This is a genomic window from Amycolatopsis endophytica (assembly GCF_013410405.1).
GTDB lineage: Bacteria > Actinomycetota > Actinomycetes > Mycobacteriales > Pseudonocardiaceae > Amycolatopsis_E > Amycolatopsis_E endophytica.
This window is the reverse complement of record NZ_JACCFK010000001.1, coordinates 2347179-2362566: the sequence shown is the minus strand read 5'-3', so window position 1 is coordinate 2362566 and position 15388 is coordinate 2347179. Positions and strand designations below refer to the sequence as shown.

The window sequence follows — 15388 nt, the reverse complement described above, 5'->3', positions numbered from 1 at the left end:
CCTGAAGCGACGAGGTCAGCCAGCCTACCTGTCAGGACCGGTGTCCTGAGGGCGCCTCAGCGCACCGCCTCGATCACGCGCACGAGTCGTGTTTCCGCTGGTGCGTGCAGAACCGCGTCGGCGAACCCGGCGTCGAGGAGAGCGGCACGCGCGTCGGCCCCACCGGCGAAGTGCAGGTGCACCCTGCCGCGCACGAACACCGAAAGCGCTTGCGTGAACGCCCGCACGGCCAAGTCCGGCGTGGCCAGGTGCAGGTCCGAGAGGTAGCGGCCGTGCGCGAACCGGCCGAGCACGCGCGCGAACCGCGACCACATCGCGCGGACGGCCGTCTCGTCGAAGTAGTTGACCAGCCCTTCGGTGACGATCACCAGCCCCCGCTCCGGATCGAGACCCGCGGCCAGCCGGTCCAGGCCGTCCTCCTGGAGGACGTCCAGCTCGACGACCTGGTGGGTGGCGCCCGCGCGCCGGAGCGATCGTCGTTTCCGCTGGGCCATCGCGGGCAGGTCGGCTTCGAGGTAGGTGAGCTGGTCGTAGCGGCGGCTGAAACGCAGACCGCGCGCGGAGAGCCCGGCCGCGACCTCCACCACCTGAGTGACGCCGTGCCGCTCGATCGCATCGGTGAGCAGTGCGTCGATCAGCCGGTGCCGGGCCAGGAGGAAGCCGTCCAGGGTCGGCCCGCCGAGCGCGCCACTGACCGCCATGACCGGCGCGACGAGACGATGCAGGAGGCGCCCCTCGGCGGTCGCGAAAGCCGGATCGGACAGCCCGTTGCCGACCCACACCTGGCCGGTGTAGTGCGCGGTGGGACTGATCTTCTCCGGGCGGCGCGTCATGTCCGGAGAGCCTAGGCGCACGGCCTCGACCTGGCTCCACAACGCACCAGGGCCTCCCCGGAGATCCGGGAAGGCCCTGGTTGTTGCCGGAGCCGCCTAGGGGAATCGAACCCCTGACCTGCTCATTACGAGTGAGCCGCTCTGGCCGACTGAGCTAAGGCGGCAACACGAACAGTGTAGCGACCCCTCTCGCGTCACTTGCGACCCCCTGTGTCGTTAGGATCTGCGACGCCGGTCACAGAAGATCGGCCCCCGACGTTTCCGGAGGGACCCACCACATGCGTCGACGCATGCCTCGCGCGCTGGCGCTGCCGGTCGCCGCGGCCGTCCTCGTGCTCTCGGCCACCCCGGCCATGGCCCAGACGATCCCGACCACGCCGACACCACAGCCGGCGGATCCGGGGCAGCCACCGTTCGTGGGCCAGGAGGGGCCGCAACCGCTCGGCCACGCCGTCGCCGACGCGGCCGCCGCGCTCGGAGTGCTGCGCCTGCTGCCGAACTCCGTGCCGACCAGCACGATCCTCCCCGGCTTCGGCGAGGAACTGCCCAAGCAGTCGGCGCTCGAAGCCGGGATGGGCCTGTCCAGCGCCCAGGCGAACTCCGAGGCGCTGCTCAGCTACGAGAAGTCGATCGCGCAGTCGTCGCCGCTCGGCCTCGCCATCGGGGGCAACGCGCCGCAGGCGCCGGGCAGCCTCGTGCAGACCGCGCTGCCGGACAACGAGCAGCCCCTGACCGGCGGCCTCAACGCGCCGGAGAACCCGCTGCTCAACCTGGGCCTGCTGAACGGCCAGGTGCACGCCCGCTACAGCCCGACACTCGGGCCGTGCGTCGGCACCATCGCCGACGCCAGCACGTCGATGGCGAGCCTGTCGCTGCTCAACGTCATCCCGTCGCTGCCCAACCTGCCGTTCGGCGACCTCGACCTCACCGACGTCAAGCTCGCGGACGGGTTCGACCCCGCCAAGGGCCTGCAGACGCTCGGCGGCCTGCTCTCCGGGGGCACCGGGACCAAGGCGGACGGCACGAACTCGGTGGTGAGCCTGCCCAACACGCTGTCCTCCCGGTCGACGGTCGAACTGGTCGACATGCCGGGCTCGGCGAACAAGGCGGTCAAGTCGACCTCGACCCTGCAGGCCGCCGACATCGAGATCCTCAAGGGCACGCCGCTCGAACTGTCGCTCAAGGTCGTCAGCCAGCCGACGCTGACCGTCACCTCGACCGGCGACGAGAAGACCTCGAAGGTCGAGTACACGGCGCCGGTCATCACGATCGAGCGCCAGGGCAAGGTCCTGTACACGCTGGACGCGACCAACCCGACCAAAGACATTCCGATCGGGCTGCCGCTGTCCAGCCTGTCGGACCAGTTCGGACCGCTGCGGGACCTGCCGGTCGTCGGCGGCCTCGTCGCGACCGCCGACGAGGGCCTGCAGCAGGTCTCCGAGACCGCGGGCAAGGTGATCGACCTCGGTGTGCTGCGGCTGAGCATCGCCGAGCTGACCCAGAAGGGCCAGAACCTCACCGACCCGTTCCAGGGCTTCCAGCTGGGTGCCTCCGCCCGCATGCTCGACCTGGAGATCCTGCCGACCTCGGGGTTGAAGGACCTGCTCCCGGCGGGCAGCGACGCACTGCCCTCGTCGCTGGCGCAGGTGTCGCTCGGCGAGCAGATCGGCCGCGCGTACGCCCCCGAGGGCGGTGTCGTCTGCGGCAGCACCACACCGGCGGCCCCGCCCGGCAACGCGGCGCCCGGTGTGCCGGAGAAGCTGGCCTACACGGCCGGGGCCTACTCGGCGGTTCCGCTTTTCTGGACCGGCACGGCGATGCTGCTGCTCGGCGTCGTGCTGGTCGCGGCCTTCCCGGCACGCAAGCGCATCAAGGCCGCGGTCGTGAAGCCCTCACCGAAGCCACGCGACTGACGAACCGACCGCTGGGGGCGGTGCCGGCTCCGGCCGGTGCCGCCCCCGGTCGTTTCAGCCGTGGCGCAGGGCCGTGACCATGGCTTCCACGGCGATGCGGGGCTTGACGTTCCACAGGATCGCCTCGCGGCAGGCCAGCACCGCTTCCAGCCGGTTGAGGGTCGAGTCCGCGGTCCACTGGCGCGCGGCGGTGGTGATGTCGTTGGCGTGGTCGGGGTGGTTGAACCGCGCGTCGGCGCCGCTGATCGCCACCAGCACGTCCCGGTAGAAGCCCGCCAGGTCGACCAGGGCCAGATCCAGGGTGTCCCGCTGGGTACGCGTCGCACGCGACTTCTGCCGCTTCTCCAGCTGCTTGACCGCCGCTTCCGCGGCCCGCTTGGCCCCGGCGACGCCCTTGCCCGTCGCATCACCGCCCATGGCGTTGCGCAGCTCGGACTTCTCCGCCTCGTCGCGGACCTCGCTCGCCTCCTTCGCGTCCGCCTCGGACGCGGTGATCAGCTCGTCGGCGCAGCGGAACACGTCCGCGGGACGGCTCAGCCCGAGCGGGATCCGCAGGACCGCGGACCGGCGTTTGCGGGCGTTGTCGTCGGTGGCCAGGCGACGGGCGCGGCCCACGTGGCCGCCACACACCGACGCCGCCCACCCGGCCAGCTCCGGGTCGACACCGTCACGATCGACGAGCACCCGCGCGATCGCCTCGGCGGCCGGCGTGCGCAGGGTGACCAGGCGACAGCGCGACCGGATGGTCACGGAGATGTCCTCGGGGTGGTCCGACGGCGCGCACAACAGGAACACGGTCCGCTCCGGCGGCTCTTCGACCGCCTTGAGCAGCGCGTTCGACGCGCCCTCGGTGAGCCGGTCGGCGTCCTCGATGATCACGACCTGCCACTGGCCCGTCGTGGGGCGGCGGGCCGCGGCCTGGACCAGCGACCGCATCTCGGCCACCGAGATCGACAGCCCCTCCGGGATGACGAGCCGCACGTCGGCGTGGGTGCCGTGCATCGCCGTCCGGCAGCCGGGACACTGCCCACAGCCGGTGCCGATCATGCACTGCAACGAGGCCGCGAACGCCCGCGCCGCCACCGACCGGCCCGACCCCGGCGGCCCGGTGAGCAGCCACGCGTGCGTCATCGCGCCAGCCGGAGCGGGCTCGCCCGCCACGATCTTCGCCGCCGCGTGGGCAGCGGCGGACAGCACCTCGACCGCGTGGTCCTGGCCGACCAGCTGGGACCACACCCCGGTCGGCGTGACGACAGCCGTCACCCGGCCTCCGCCTCCGCCAGCGGGGCGAGACCGAGCTTGCGCTGGGCCAGCACGGCACGCACCGCGGTGCGCACCCGCTCGGTGACCTCGTCCGCGGACCCGTCGGCGTCCACCACGACGTAGTGGTCCGGATCGGCGGCGGCCATTTCGCTGAGCAGGTTCTGCACCCGCCACTGCTCCTCGGCGGAGATCGGACCGGGCGCGTTGGCTCCGGGATCGGCGTCCAGCAGCACGGTCACGTCGGGGCGCAGGCGGCCGGTGGCCCAGTCGGCCAGGCCCTCCAGCTCCTTGGCGTCCAGCCCGGCCACGGCGGACAGGTGCGCCAGCGGCGAGTCGACGAAGCGTTCCATCACCACGATCGAACCGCCGTCCAGCGCCGGCTGGACGTTGCGCTCCACGATGTCCGCCCGCACCGCCGCGGCCGCGAGCGCCTGGGCCCGCGCACCGGAGAGCGAGGCGTTGCCGATGATCGCGGCCAGCCGTCCGTCGTCGAGCGCCGGGTCGGCGGCCAGCACCACCGGGCGCGGGCTGATCGACCGCAGCCATTCGGACAGCTTCGCGGCCTGCGCCGCGGTGTCGGCGACCGTGGTGCCCTCCAGCGCGATCAACAGGCCGTTCACGCGCCGGGGGCGGCGGCGGATGGCGTTGCGCAGATCGGCCATGATCGGCTCGGAGCGGCGTGAGTCCATCTGCCGGTAGGCGATGATGCCGACGACCGCGGCGAGCGCACCACCGCCCAGCATGACCGGGCGGGTGCCGTCGATGGTGATCTCGTTGCCCCAGACCGTGACCTGGTGCGGCTTCGTCAGTCCGATCAGCAGCGGGACCACGGAGACCGACCCGAACACGATGATCTTCATCATCGCCTGGTAGATCGCGTTGATCCGGCCGCGGATCGCGTCGTCCACCTGCGAGCCGATGATCGTGATACCGGTCAGGAACGCCGCGCCCGCGCACGCCCCGACGATCGCCACCGCCACCAGCGACACGGTCAGGTGCGGCGACAGGGCCACCAGGATCAGTCCCAGACCGGCGAGCACGATCGAAATGCCGAACAACCGGTCGTGCGGCAGCCGGTGCGCCAGCTTCGGCGCACCACCCATCCCGGTCGCGAGCCCGATGAACACGGCCACGACCAGCAGGCCCCAGGTCGAGTCACCCGCGTTCAGGCTGGTCGCGTACGGCTTCGCGGACCCGACCACGGCACCACCGGCGGCGAACGCGCCCGCGGCCCCGATGAGCAGGCCCCGCACCAGCGGGGTGCTCCGCACGTACTTGCCCGCGTCCTTGACCAGGGCGCCCAGCCCTGGCTTGTCCGCCTCCTTGACCGGCTTCGCGGCCTGTTCGGCCTGCTCGTGCGTGACCGCGGCCATCCTGGGCTTGCGGATCGACAGCTCCTTGACGCGGGTCAGCACCAGTATCGCGCTGGCCAGGTACAGCGACGCGATCAGCACGACGATGACCTTGGCGACGCCCAGCTCGCCGAAGAAGCCGGCGGGCAGGCCGACCGACGCCGCGATCCGCGTGACCACCGCGTAGAGGGCACCCGCGGAGACCGTGGCGAGCCCGTAGGTCATCACCAGGCCGAGCTGGTTGGCCGTCTCCACCTGATCCGGGCGTTTGAGCAGGTTCGGGACCGCCGCCTCCTTCGACGGGATCCACATCATCGCGCTCGCGCTGACCAGGAAGTTGGCGATGTAGAGCCACCACCAGGTGCCGACGAACGCCACCGACAGCAGGAAGCCGCAGCGGAACAGGTCCGCGACGAACATGACCTTGCGCCGGTCGAAGCGGTCGGCGAGCAGGCCACCCAGCGGTGCGAAGATCAGTCCGGGCAGCAGCGCGGAGAGCAGGACACCGGTGAACGCGAAGTTCTTGGCGGTGTAACTCGACGCCAGCTGGGCGGCCAGGCTGGTGAGGCCGAGGATGGTGAGCCAGTCGGCGACGCTGCAGAGGTAGGTGACACCCCACAACCGGCGGAACGGCCTGATCGCGAGGACACGGCGCGCGCGGTGGATCGTCGAGGCATCACGCCCCGCCGGCGCCTCGCTTCCCGCGCCGGGTTCCACGTGCACGACCTCGCTGATCGGACCCACCCCACTCACTCCCGTGGCGCCGGGAGACCCCTGGCATAACGATCCGGTGTCCCCCAACCGTGGAGCCAGGGTAGCTCTGCCTCCCTGAGGGTGCCCGCCGTGGTCGCCACTAAGCGTCCGCAGGACGACGCTCGCCCCGGAACACGCACTGATCGTGACTGACCGGGTGCGAGCTGCTTCGATGCCGCGAGCGGCTCGGTGAAGGGTCAGTCGAAGATGCCCGTGAGCGTGTCGATCAGGCTCGCCAGGAACTGGATCGCCAGCACGCCGAACACGACGATCAGCACGACCGCGACGAGGAACGCCGCAGAGCCGCTGGACGGTTTGGCCCGCCGGACCGTGCCGCCGTTCTGGCCGGGGCGCGGCAGCCGCAGCGACGGGCGCGACCACGAGCCGAGCTTCGGCCGTCCGCGCCACGTGCGCTGGCGGGGCAGGATGCCCAGGGGAGGCGCGGGCGGCACCGCCGGAGCAGGCGCGGCGGGCGGGAGGTCGTCCGACGGGACCTCGACCGGGGCGAGTGGTTTGTCGGCCATCGCCTCGATCATCTGGCGCACCTTCTCCGGGTCCGGCTCGACCGGCTTGGCCACCTTCAACGGCTGATAGCCCTCGTCGTCGCTCACCGACCCCGACACGGCATCGCTGAACGTCAGGGGCTGCAGGCCGGACTGCGTGCCGTCGCCGTCGAAGCGAGCGTCGTCCTTGGCCGGACTCATGCTGACCACTCCCGTGCTTGCTCAGGACACCTCACTCCAGCGTAGTGGGCTTTTCGCGCCGGGCACGCGCCCATCCGGGCCACCCTGGGATCACTGTGTGCAACCACCGGTTCAGGCGCAGGTCATCGCCGCCTCCACCGCCTCGGTCATCCACCGCGCCAGCCCGCCGCGATCGGAGGGCACCAGGAACAACTGCGTGTCCGTACCCGGTTCGGTGACCGTGGCCAGCACGTGACGGCCCAGGTCGTTGTCGACCACCACGTAGCCCAGCCGGGGGAACTGGGCGCACCGCCGGTCGAACGCCATCAGGTCGACCACCGTCGTGCCGGTGCGCGGCCTCCGCAGGAACTCCCGCACCAGCGCCGCCCGCTCGGCGTCCCGCCCGGTCAGCTCGCCGCGGGTACCGGCACGCAGCATCAGCGACCCGAACCGGCCCCGGCGCTGCTCGGGCACGAACCCGACGACCCGGTCGAACAGGAACCGCAGTTCGCGGAACCCCCAGCCGCCGACCTGCGTCGTGTCCGGACGCCAGCTCCACAGCACGCCGGCTTCGGTGTCGGCGTACACCCGCACGTCCAGCGGCCCGTCCAGCCCGCTGTGCACGCCGGTGAGCACCATCCGGATCGGACCGCGCAGCATCAGCGCGAACGCCCGCATCGCGTCCTCGGTGAGGTCACCGCCGTCGACGAACGGTGAATCCCGGAGCCGCGCCATCCACGCGTTGTGTTCCTCCACCTCGGCCACGAGGTCGTCCGGATCGTCGGACCGGCTCAGCGGGTAGCGGATCCGCTCGACATCGTCGTGCGTCGCGTACGGCGCGTACAGGTCCCAGGGGCTGGCACGCTCCGGCACGGCGTCCAGCACCGGCCGCGCGGCCTCGGTCAGCAGTTCGTCGATCGTCATCACGAGGGGCAGTGTGCCCCGGGGGTACGACAGTTTTGGTCGAACTGCTGTTCGAGACCTACTTCTTGGCCGCGGCCTTCTTCGCAGGGGCGCGACGCGCCGGTGCCTTCTTCTTCGGCGCCGGCCCCTTCGCCCGCTTCTCGGCGAGCAGTTCGGACGCCCGCTCCGACGTCAGGCCCTCGATGCTGTCGCCCTTGCGCAGCGTCGCGTTGTACTCCCCGTCGGTCACGTACGGCCCGAACCGGCCATCCTTGACGATCATCGGCTTCTTCGAGATCGGGTCCTCGCCCAGCTCCTTCAACGGCGGCTTGGCGACACCACGGCGACCGCGCTGCTTCGGCTCGGAGTAGATCTTCAACGCCTCGTCGAGCGTGATCGAGAAGATCTGGTCCTCGCTCGTCAGCGACCGCGAGTCGGTGCCCTTCTTCAAGTACGGCCCGTAGCGCCCGTTCTGCGCGGTGATCTCGTCACCCGAGGACGGGTCCTTGCCCACCACCCGCGGCAGCGACAGCAGCTTGAGCGCGTCGTCCAGCGTCACCGTCTGCAGATCCATCGACTGGAACAGCGAACCCGTGCGCGGCTTCGGCTTCTTCGCCTTGCTGGTCTTCTTGCCGGTCCCGGCTTCCTCGGGCTCGGGCAGCACTTCGGTCACGTACGGCCCGTACCGCCCGGCCTTCGCGACGATCTCGTGCCCGCTGACCGGGTCCACTCCCAGCGAACGGCCCTCCTGCGGCGTCGCGAACAGCTCCTCCGCGATTTCCGCGGTCAGCTCGTCCGGCGCCAGGTCCTCGGGCAGATTGGCGCGCTGCGGCTTCTCGTCCACCTCACGCTCGATGTACGGACCGTAGCGACCGACCCGCACGTACACCGTGCGGCCGTCGTTGTCGTCGAACATCGGCATCCGGCTGATCTCACGCGGGTCGATGTCCTCGACACCGCCCTCCACCAGCTTCTTGAGCCCGCCGAGGCGCCCGATCGAGCCGTCGACCCCCTGCTCACCACCGAAGTAGAACCGCGACAGCCAGCGGGTGCGCTGCTCGTTGCCCGCCGCGATGCGGTCGAGCTCGTCCTCCATGGCGGCGGTGAAGTCGTAGTCGACCAGCCGCTCGAAGTGCCGCTCCAGCAGCCCGACCACGGCGAAGGCCACCCACGACGGGACCAGCGCGGCGCCCTTCTTCCACACGTAGCCGCGGTCCTGGATGGTCTTGATGATCGACGCGTACGTCGACGGGCGCCCGATGCCCAGTTCCTCCAGCTTGCTGACCAGGCTGGGCTCGTTGTAGCGGGCGGGCGGCGTGGTCGCGTGGCCGTCCGGGGACAACTCGCTCGCCGTCAGGGGCTGGTCCTCGACCAGCCGCGGCAGACGGCTCTGCTTGTCGTCGGCCTCGGCGCCGGAGTCGGCGTCCACCGCCTCGACGTAGGCTTTCAGGAAACCGGCGAAGGTGATCGTCCGGCCGGAAGCGGCGAACGTGCACTCCTCGCCGCTGGTGGCGGTGCCGGTGATGCGCACCGACATCGTGGTGCCCTTGGCGTCGGCCATCTGCGAGGCGATCGTGCGCTGCCAGATCATCTCGTAGAGCCGGAACTCGTCGGCCGCCAGTTCGCCCGCGACCTGGCCCGGCGTACGGAACACCTCACCCGCGGGCCGGATCGCCTCGTGGGCCTCCTGCGCGTTCTTGACCTTGCGGTTGTACTGGCGCGGGCTCGGCGACACGTGGTCGGAGCCGTACAGCTCCGTCGCCTGGCTGCGCGCCGCGGCCAGCGCCGACTCCGACAGCGTCGTCGAGTCGGTACGCATGTAGGTGATGTACCCGTTCTGGTAGAGCCGCTGCGCGATCTGCATCGTGGTCTCGGAGTTGAACCGCAGCTTGCGGCCCGCTTCCTGCTGCAGCGTCGAGGTCATGAACGGCGCGTACGGGCGCCGCGTGTACGGCTTCTCCTCGACGCTGGTGACCTTGAAGTCCCGCTGGTGCAGACCGGCGGCCAGCGCACGCGCGCCCGCCTCGTCGAGCACCCGGACGCCTTCGCGGGCGTTGCCCTTGAGCTGCCCCGAGGCGTCGAAGTCCTTACCGGTGGCCAGGCGCGCACCGTCGACCGACACCAGGCGCGCCGGGAACTGGCGGGGAGCCGCGTCCTCACCTGCGTCCATCGTGGCCGAGATGTCCCAGTACGAGGCCGAGGTGAACTTGATGCGCTCCCGCTCGCGCTCGACGACCAGCCGCGTCGCGACGGACTGCACACGGCCCGCCGACAGCCGCGGCATGACCTTCTTCCACAGCACCGGGGAGACCTCGTAGCCGTAGAGCCGGTCCAGGATGCGGCGGGTTTCCTGTGCGTCGACGAGGTCGCCGTCCAGCTCACGGGTGTCCTCGGCGGCGGCACGCACGGCCTGCTCGGTGACCTCGTGGAACACCATGCGGCGCACCGGGACCTTCGGCTTGAGGGTCTCCAGCAGGTGCCAGGCGATGGCCTCGCCCTCGCGGTCGGGGTCGGTGGCGAGGAACAGCTCGTCGACGTCCTTGAGCAGACCCTTGAGCTCGGTGACCTTGGACTTCTTGTCCGAGGAGACGACGTAGAGCGGCTCGAAGTCGTGGTCGACGTTCACGCCGAGCTTCGCCCAGGACTCGCCCTTGTACTTGGCCGGGACATCGTCGGCGCGCGACGGCAGGTCACGGATGTGCCCGACGGAGGACTCCACGACGTAGCCCGGTCCGAGGTACGACGCGATCTTGCGGGCCTTGGCGGGCGACTCGACGATCACCAGCCGTCGACGACCGGCGCCGTTCGCCCCGGCGTCGTTCTTCTTCGTCTTCGTCGATCCAGCCACGCTGTCCGCTCTCCTGCTTCATCCCCGCCGCTGCCGCAGCGGCGCCTGTTCAACCAGCAAGTGTGCACGCTGGCGGTCGCTCGTGTCCCCCGAGGTGACGCAACACGCCGCACGCCTTCACCATGCCCGTGGCCGACGACATGCGACGTCCACCCCTTTCCACACCTAGCACGTGATACCGGACACACGCCGCCCGGGGCTTCCGCGTGACCGTTCCGCTACGCTCCGCGTCATGTTCCGCCGCCTGCTCACCGTCCTGTCCGTTCTGCTCGCAGTTCCGGCGTTGGCCGGGGTCAGCCCCGCTTTCGCCGCGCCGCCGCCCGACTACGACGGGATCGTCAAACTCAGCAACTGCTCCGGTTCCCTCATCCGGCTGCCCCAGTCGGACGAGTACGACCGTGCGCTGGTCCTGACCAACGGTCACTGCCTGGAGTCGGGCATGCCGGAGCCCGGGCAGGTGCTGGTCGACCAGCCGGTGAACCGGCGGATGCTGCTGCTCGGCGACGACGGTGCGGAACTGGGCGAGCTGCGCGCGACAAAGCTCGTCTACGCCACGATGACGGACACCGACGTCGCCATCTACGCGCTCGACTCCTCCTACCGCGAGATCGCCCGCAACCTGGGCGGGCACCCGCTGACCGTGGCGGCCTCCCCCGCCGACGTCGGCACACCGGTCAGCGTCGTGTCCGGGTACTTCACCCGCACCTGGAACTGCTCGATCGAGCGTGTCGTCTACTCGGTTCGCGAAGCGGGCTGGACCTGGAAGGACTCGATCCGGTACGCACCGGGCTGCGACACCATCCACGGCACCTCCGGCTCGCCCATCGTCGACGACGGCAGCCACGAGGTCGTCGGCATCAACAACACGGGCAACGACGACGGCGAGGTCTGCACATTCAACAACCCGTGCGAGGTCGACGAGAACGGCGCCGTGTTCGCCCGCCGCGGCCTCACCTACGGGCAGCAGACCTACCGCATCCCGGCCTGCTTCTCCCGCGACAACCAGGTCAGCCTGACGCGCGAGGAGTGCATGCTGCCCAAGCCCGCCGCGATCGGCCTGCCGATCCCCCTCCCCGCCTGATCAGACGGCCTGCCGGGCCGGTGCGTGCCCCGGCCACACCGGTTCGGCGCCCGGCGGCGGCATGCCGATCAGTTCGGCCAGCGTCGCCAGCCTCCGGCGGCCGGTGATCCGCACCGCGGGCCCGCCGCCCTTCGGCCCGACCAGATGGGCGGGCAGCCCCAGCTGCCGGAACGCCGCGGTCAGCGGCTCGTGCATGTCCGGCGCCTGCTCGTCGACCGCCAGCAGGTATCCGTGGACGCCCGGCCTGCCCGCCGCGAGCGCCCACAGCCGCAACGCCGCCCCGGTCAGCCGGAAGCGGCCCGGCAGCGTCTTCACCGAGCCGGACAGCCACCCGTTGGCCAGCCCGATCAGATCGGCCCGGAACGCGGTGCGCAGTGACGGCCTGCCGTCCTCGGTGCGCCCCAGCTCGGCCGACACCCCGCGCCTGCCGAACTCGGCGGCCAGCACCCGCGCCCGCCACCCCTCGTCCACCTCGACGGTGAGGCGGGCGGCCGTGCGCGCGAAGCCGGTGACCTGCCCCTGCCCGCACAGGACACCGCACAGGTCGGCGATCTCCGGGCCGCTCGCCTCCGCCGAGAAGAACGACATCTGATCCACAGCGGACAGGGTAGAACACCCGTTCGATTTCCCGCGAGTCGTCGCGCGGAAAAAGTTCCCGAAGTTGACGCGACGTCAATCCCTACCGTCGATTCGGACGGAGGCGAGAGGGGTTCCCGCCGGGGCCGTGCGGATGAGCTAGCGGGGTGCGCTGGTCGCCTGGATCGTGAGCTGCTGACACACCGGAGCGTGCGCGACGGCCGTGGCCAGCTCGGGCACGGCGTCGAACCGGTCGAGCAGGTCAAGGTGCGAGACCTCGTCCAGCGGGCCGTTCGCCTGCCCGAGCGTGGCCGCGTCGAGACGGTCCGGGTCGGCGGTGTCCAGCCGCTCGCGGGCGGCCGACGCGCGGTCGCGCACACCCTGGAAGTCGGTCACGACCTGGGTCCGCACCTGGTCGCCCCCGGCGACAGGGGACGGCGGCAGTTTGTGCAGCCCGTCCAGCGCACGGTCCAGGCCGTCGATCACCGAACCGAGCAGATCGCTGGAGGTCCGCACCGCCCGGTGCGGACTGCTCGGGTCGACGCTCGGCATCGTCGCCAGCCCCTGGACCAGCGAACCGACCGCTCCGCAGTAGTCGTCGGCCCACAGGGCTGCCGCGTCCTGGCGCTGGACGTCCTGCTGGGACATACCGGGGCCGGCCGGTTCGGTGGTTCTCGCCGGTTGCTGGCCGCACGACGAGAGGCTCACGCAGAGCCCGGTCAGTACCACCAGGAACACGGACTTGCCGGGCCGCACCCAGACACCTCCTGCCAACGCGAAGCTCCTTCCCGACCGTACCGAGACGATTGCGGATCGCAACTGCCGGGCCGCAAAAAAGGCCGGGCCCGTCACGCTGCGTGCGCGACGGGCCCGGCCGTGGAGCGAAATCAGGCTGTCTTCGCCGGGGTGGCGTCCTCGCTCGGCGTGTCGGTCATGACGCTCGCGCGCCGCTTCGACACCACGATCGCCGCGACGATGACCGCCACCGCGACCAGCGAGATCGCGATCCGCACGCCGGTGGAGGCGTCCGGGCCGATCGAGAACTGCACGATGGCGGGCGCGATCAGCACCGAGACCAGGTTCATCACCTTGATCAGCGGGTTGATCGCCGGGCCCGCCGTGTCCTTGAACGGGTCACCGACGGTGTCGCCGATGATGGTCGCCTCGTGGGCGTCGGAGCCCTTGCCACCGTGATGGCCGTCCTCGACCAGCTTCTTCGCGTTGTCCCAGGCACCACCGGAGTTGGCGAGGAAGATCGCCATCAGGGTGCCGGTGGCGATCGCACCGGCCAGGTACCCGGCCAGCGCGCCGGTGCCGAGGCCGAAACCGACGGCGATCGGGGCGAACACCGCGAGCAGACCCGGAGTGGCCAGCTCACGCAGCGAATCGCGGGTCACGATGTCCACGACCCTGCCGTACTCGGGCCGCGTGGTGCCCTCCATGATCCCCGGGATGTCACGGAACTGGCGGCGCACCTCGTAGACCACCGCACCGGCGGCGCGGGACACCGCGTTGACGGCCAGGCCCGAGAACAGGAAGACCACCGCGGCACCGACGATCACGCCGACGAGGGTGTTCGGGCTGACGATGGTGTCCACGAACGACTTCACGCCCGCGGCGGACTCACCGATGTCCCCGAGCGCCTTGGTGATCGAGTCCTGGTAGGACCCGAACAACGCGGTCGCGGCCAGCACGGCGGTGGCGATCGCGATGCCCTTGGTGATGGCCTTCGTGGTGTTGCCGACCGCGTCCAGCTCGGTCAGGATCTGCGCGGCGTCCTCGTCGACCTCGCCGGACATCTCCGCGATGCCCTGCGCGTTGTCCGACACCGGGCCGAAGGTGTCCATCGCGACGATGACGCCGACCGTGGTCAGCAGGCCGGTACCGGCCAGCGCGACCGCGAACAGGGCGACCGCGCCGCCGAGCAGGTAGGCGCCGAACACGGCGGCACCGATCACCAGGGCGGTGTAGACGGCCGACTCGAAACCGACCGAGATACCGGACAGGATGACCGTCGCCGCACCGGTGCGCGAGGTCTCCCCGACGTTCTTCACGGGGCCGTGCTCGGTGCCGGTGTAGTAACCGGTGAGCTTGAGGATGACGCCGGCCAGCACGATGCCGATGATCACGGCGATGAACGCGATCAGCGCCGGGTTGCCGTCGATGCCTGCTTGCTCCGGGCCGAAGTCCGCGAAGGAACCGGGCAGGTAGACGAACGCGGCGATCGCGCACAGGACCGCCGAGATGACGGCCGAGATGTAGAACGAGCGGTTGATCGTCACCAGGCCGTTCTCACCGGAGCGGGCACGGGTGATGTAGACGCCGATGACCGCGGTGATGACACCGATGGCGGGCACGATCAGCGGGAACAGCAGGCCGTGCACGCCGAAGGCGGTGCTGCCCAGGATCAGCGCGGCGACCAGGGTCACCGCGTAGGACTCGAAGAGGTCGGCGGCCATGCCGGCGCAGTCACCCACGTTGTCACCGACGTTGTCGGCGATGGTGGCGGCGTTGCGCGGGTCGTCCTCGGGGATGTTCTGCTCGACCTTGCCCACCAGGTCCGCGCCGACGTCGGCGGCCTTGGTGAAGATGCCACCGCCGACACGCATGAACATCGCGATCAGCGCGGCACCGAAACCGAAGCCCTCCAGCACCTTCGGCGCCTGACCGGTGTAGACGAGCACGACGACCGCGGCGCCGAACAGGCCGAGGCCGACGGTGAACATGCCGACCGCGCCACCGGTGCGGAACGCGGCCCGCATGGCCTTCTCGCGGCCACCCGGCTCACGGGAGGCGGCGGCGACGCGCAGGTTCGCCCGCGTGGCCAGCCACATGCCGGTGTACCCGATGACGAACGAGAACACCGCGCCGACGAGGAAGAACACCGAACGGCCGATGCGCTCGTTCCAGTCCTCCGCCGGGAGCGCGAGCAGCAGCAGGAACACCACGACACCGAAGATCGAGAGGGTGTTGCGCTGCCGGTTGAGATAGGCGACCGCGCCTTCCTGAACCGCCTTGGCGATGTCCTGCATCTTGGTGGTGCCCTGGCCGGCGGCCAGCACCTCCTTGAGCAGGAGCCAGCCGATGACCAGTGCGGCCAGGGCGATGACGGCGACCACGGCCGCGATGCCGTAGTCACCTCCGGAAAACTCGAGGCCCTCCGCGAGGGTCTGCCGGGACATC

11 protein-coding genes and 1 tRNA gene are annotated in these 15388 nt (G+C 70.7%); 2 read left to right on the top strand and 10 right to left on the bottom strand.

From position 1 onward, the window contains the following. Window positions 1-56: 56 nt before the first annotated feature. Both HNR02_RS11745 and HNR02_RS11740 read right to left on the bottom strand, forming a co-directional pair. On the bottom strand, window positions 57-833 hold the full coding sequence (locus HNR02_RS11745; RefSeq protein ID WP_179773228.1) for a class I SAM-dependent methyltransferase: 777 nt from the start codon (window positions 831-833) through the stop codon (window positions 57-59). 90 nt (window positions 834-923) lie between these two features. Continuing rightward, window positions 924-997: transfer RNA gene (locus HNR02_RS11740), tRNA-Thr, on the bottom strand. A gap of 114 nt (window positions 998-1111) precedes the next feature. Between HNR02_RS11740 and HNR02_RS11735 the strand changes: the two genes are divergently transcribed. Then, the gene (locus HNR02_RS11735; RefSeq protein ID WP_246338542.1) at window positions 1112-2746 is read left to right on the top strand and encodes a hypothetical protein; all 1635 of its coding nucleotides are present in this window, start codon (window positions 1112-1114) and stop codon (window positions 2744-2746) included. A 54-nt stretch (window positions 2747-2800) separates the two neighbouring features. On the opposite strand, the gene HNR02_RS11730 is transcribed toward HNR02_RS11735, so the two are convergent. The 5 genes from HNR02_RS11730 to topA all read right to left on the bottom strand — a co-directional run bounded on the left by HNR02_RS11730 (window position 2801) and on the right by topA (window position 10548). Continuing rightward, window positions 2801-4009, bottom strand: coding sequence for a DNA polymerase III subunit delta' (locus HNR02_RS11730; protein ID WP_179773226.1), 1209 nt, complete (start codon window positions 4007-4009; stop codon window positions 2801-2803). Next, a complete protein-coding gene (locus tag HNR02_RS11725) occupies window positions 4006-6105 on the bottom strand; it encodes a bifunctional MFS transporter/dTMP kinase (RefSeq protein ID WP_179773224.1) in 2100 nt (699 codons plus the stop codon). The genes HNR02_RS11730 and HNR02_RS11725 overlap by 4 nt, the downstream gene beginning before the upstream one ends. A 206-nt stretch (window positions 6106-6311) precedes the next feature. Continuing rightward, window positions 6312-6818, bottom strand: coding sequence for a hypothetical protein (locus tag HNR02_RS11720; RefSeq protein WP_218902793.1), 507 nt, complete (start codon window positions 6816-6818; stop codon window positions 6312-6314). A gap of 111 nt (window positions 6819-6929) precedes the next feature. Beyond that, window positions 6930-7721 carry a hypothetical protein gene (locus tag HNR02_RS11715; protein WP_218903806.1) on the bottom strand — a complete coding sequence of 264 codons (792 nt, stop codon included), beginning with the start codon at window positions 7719-7721 and terminating at the stop codon, window positions 6930-6932. Window positions 7722-7779: 58 nt separating this feature from the next. Next, window positions 7780-10548 (bottom strand): type I DNA topoisomerase, encoded by a 2769-nt coding sequence (gene topA / locus HNR02_RS11710; protein WP_179773219.1) that lies wholly within the window; start codon window positions 10546-10548, stop codon window positions 7780-7782. A 232-nt stretch (window positions 10549-10780) separates the two neighbouring features. On the opposite strand from topA, the gene HNR02_RS11705 reads away from it, so the two are divergent. Beyond that, window positions 10781-11629 (top strand): trypsin-like serine peptidase, encoded by an 849-nt coding sequence (locus tag HNR02_RS11705; protein WP_179773217.1) that lies wholly within the window; start codon window positions 10781-10783, stop codon window positions 11627-11629. Here the strand turns inward: HNR02_RS11705 and HNR02_RS11700 are convergent, their stop codons facing one another. The 3 genes from HNR02_RS11700 to HNR02_RS11690 form a co-directional block, all read right to left on the bottom strand. Beyond that, complete coding sequence (locus HNR02_RS11700) at window positions 11630-12217, bottom strand: hypothetical protein (RefSeq protein WP_218903805.1); 588 nt, start codon at window positions 12215-12217, stop codon at window positions 11630-11632. It abuts the gene before it with no gap. 147 nt (window positions 12218-12364) lie between these two features. After that, window positions 12365-12979, bottom strand: coding sequence for a hypothetical protein (locus HNR02_RS11695; RefSeq protein WP_179773213.1), 615 nt, complete (start codon window positions 12977-12979; stop codon window positions 12365-12367). 113 nt (window positions 12980-13092) lie between these two features. Further along, window positions 13093-15387: a sodium-translocating pyrophosphatase gene (locus HNR02_RS11690; protein WP_179773211.1), complete on the bottom strand. Its 2295-nt coding sequence runs from the start codon at window positions 15385-15387 to the stop codon at window positions 13093-13095. Between the last annotated feature and the right edge of the window lies 1 nt (window position 15388).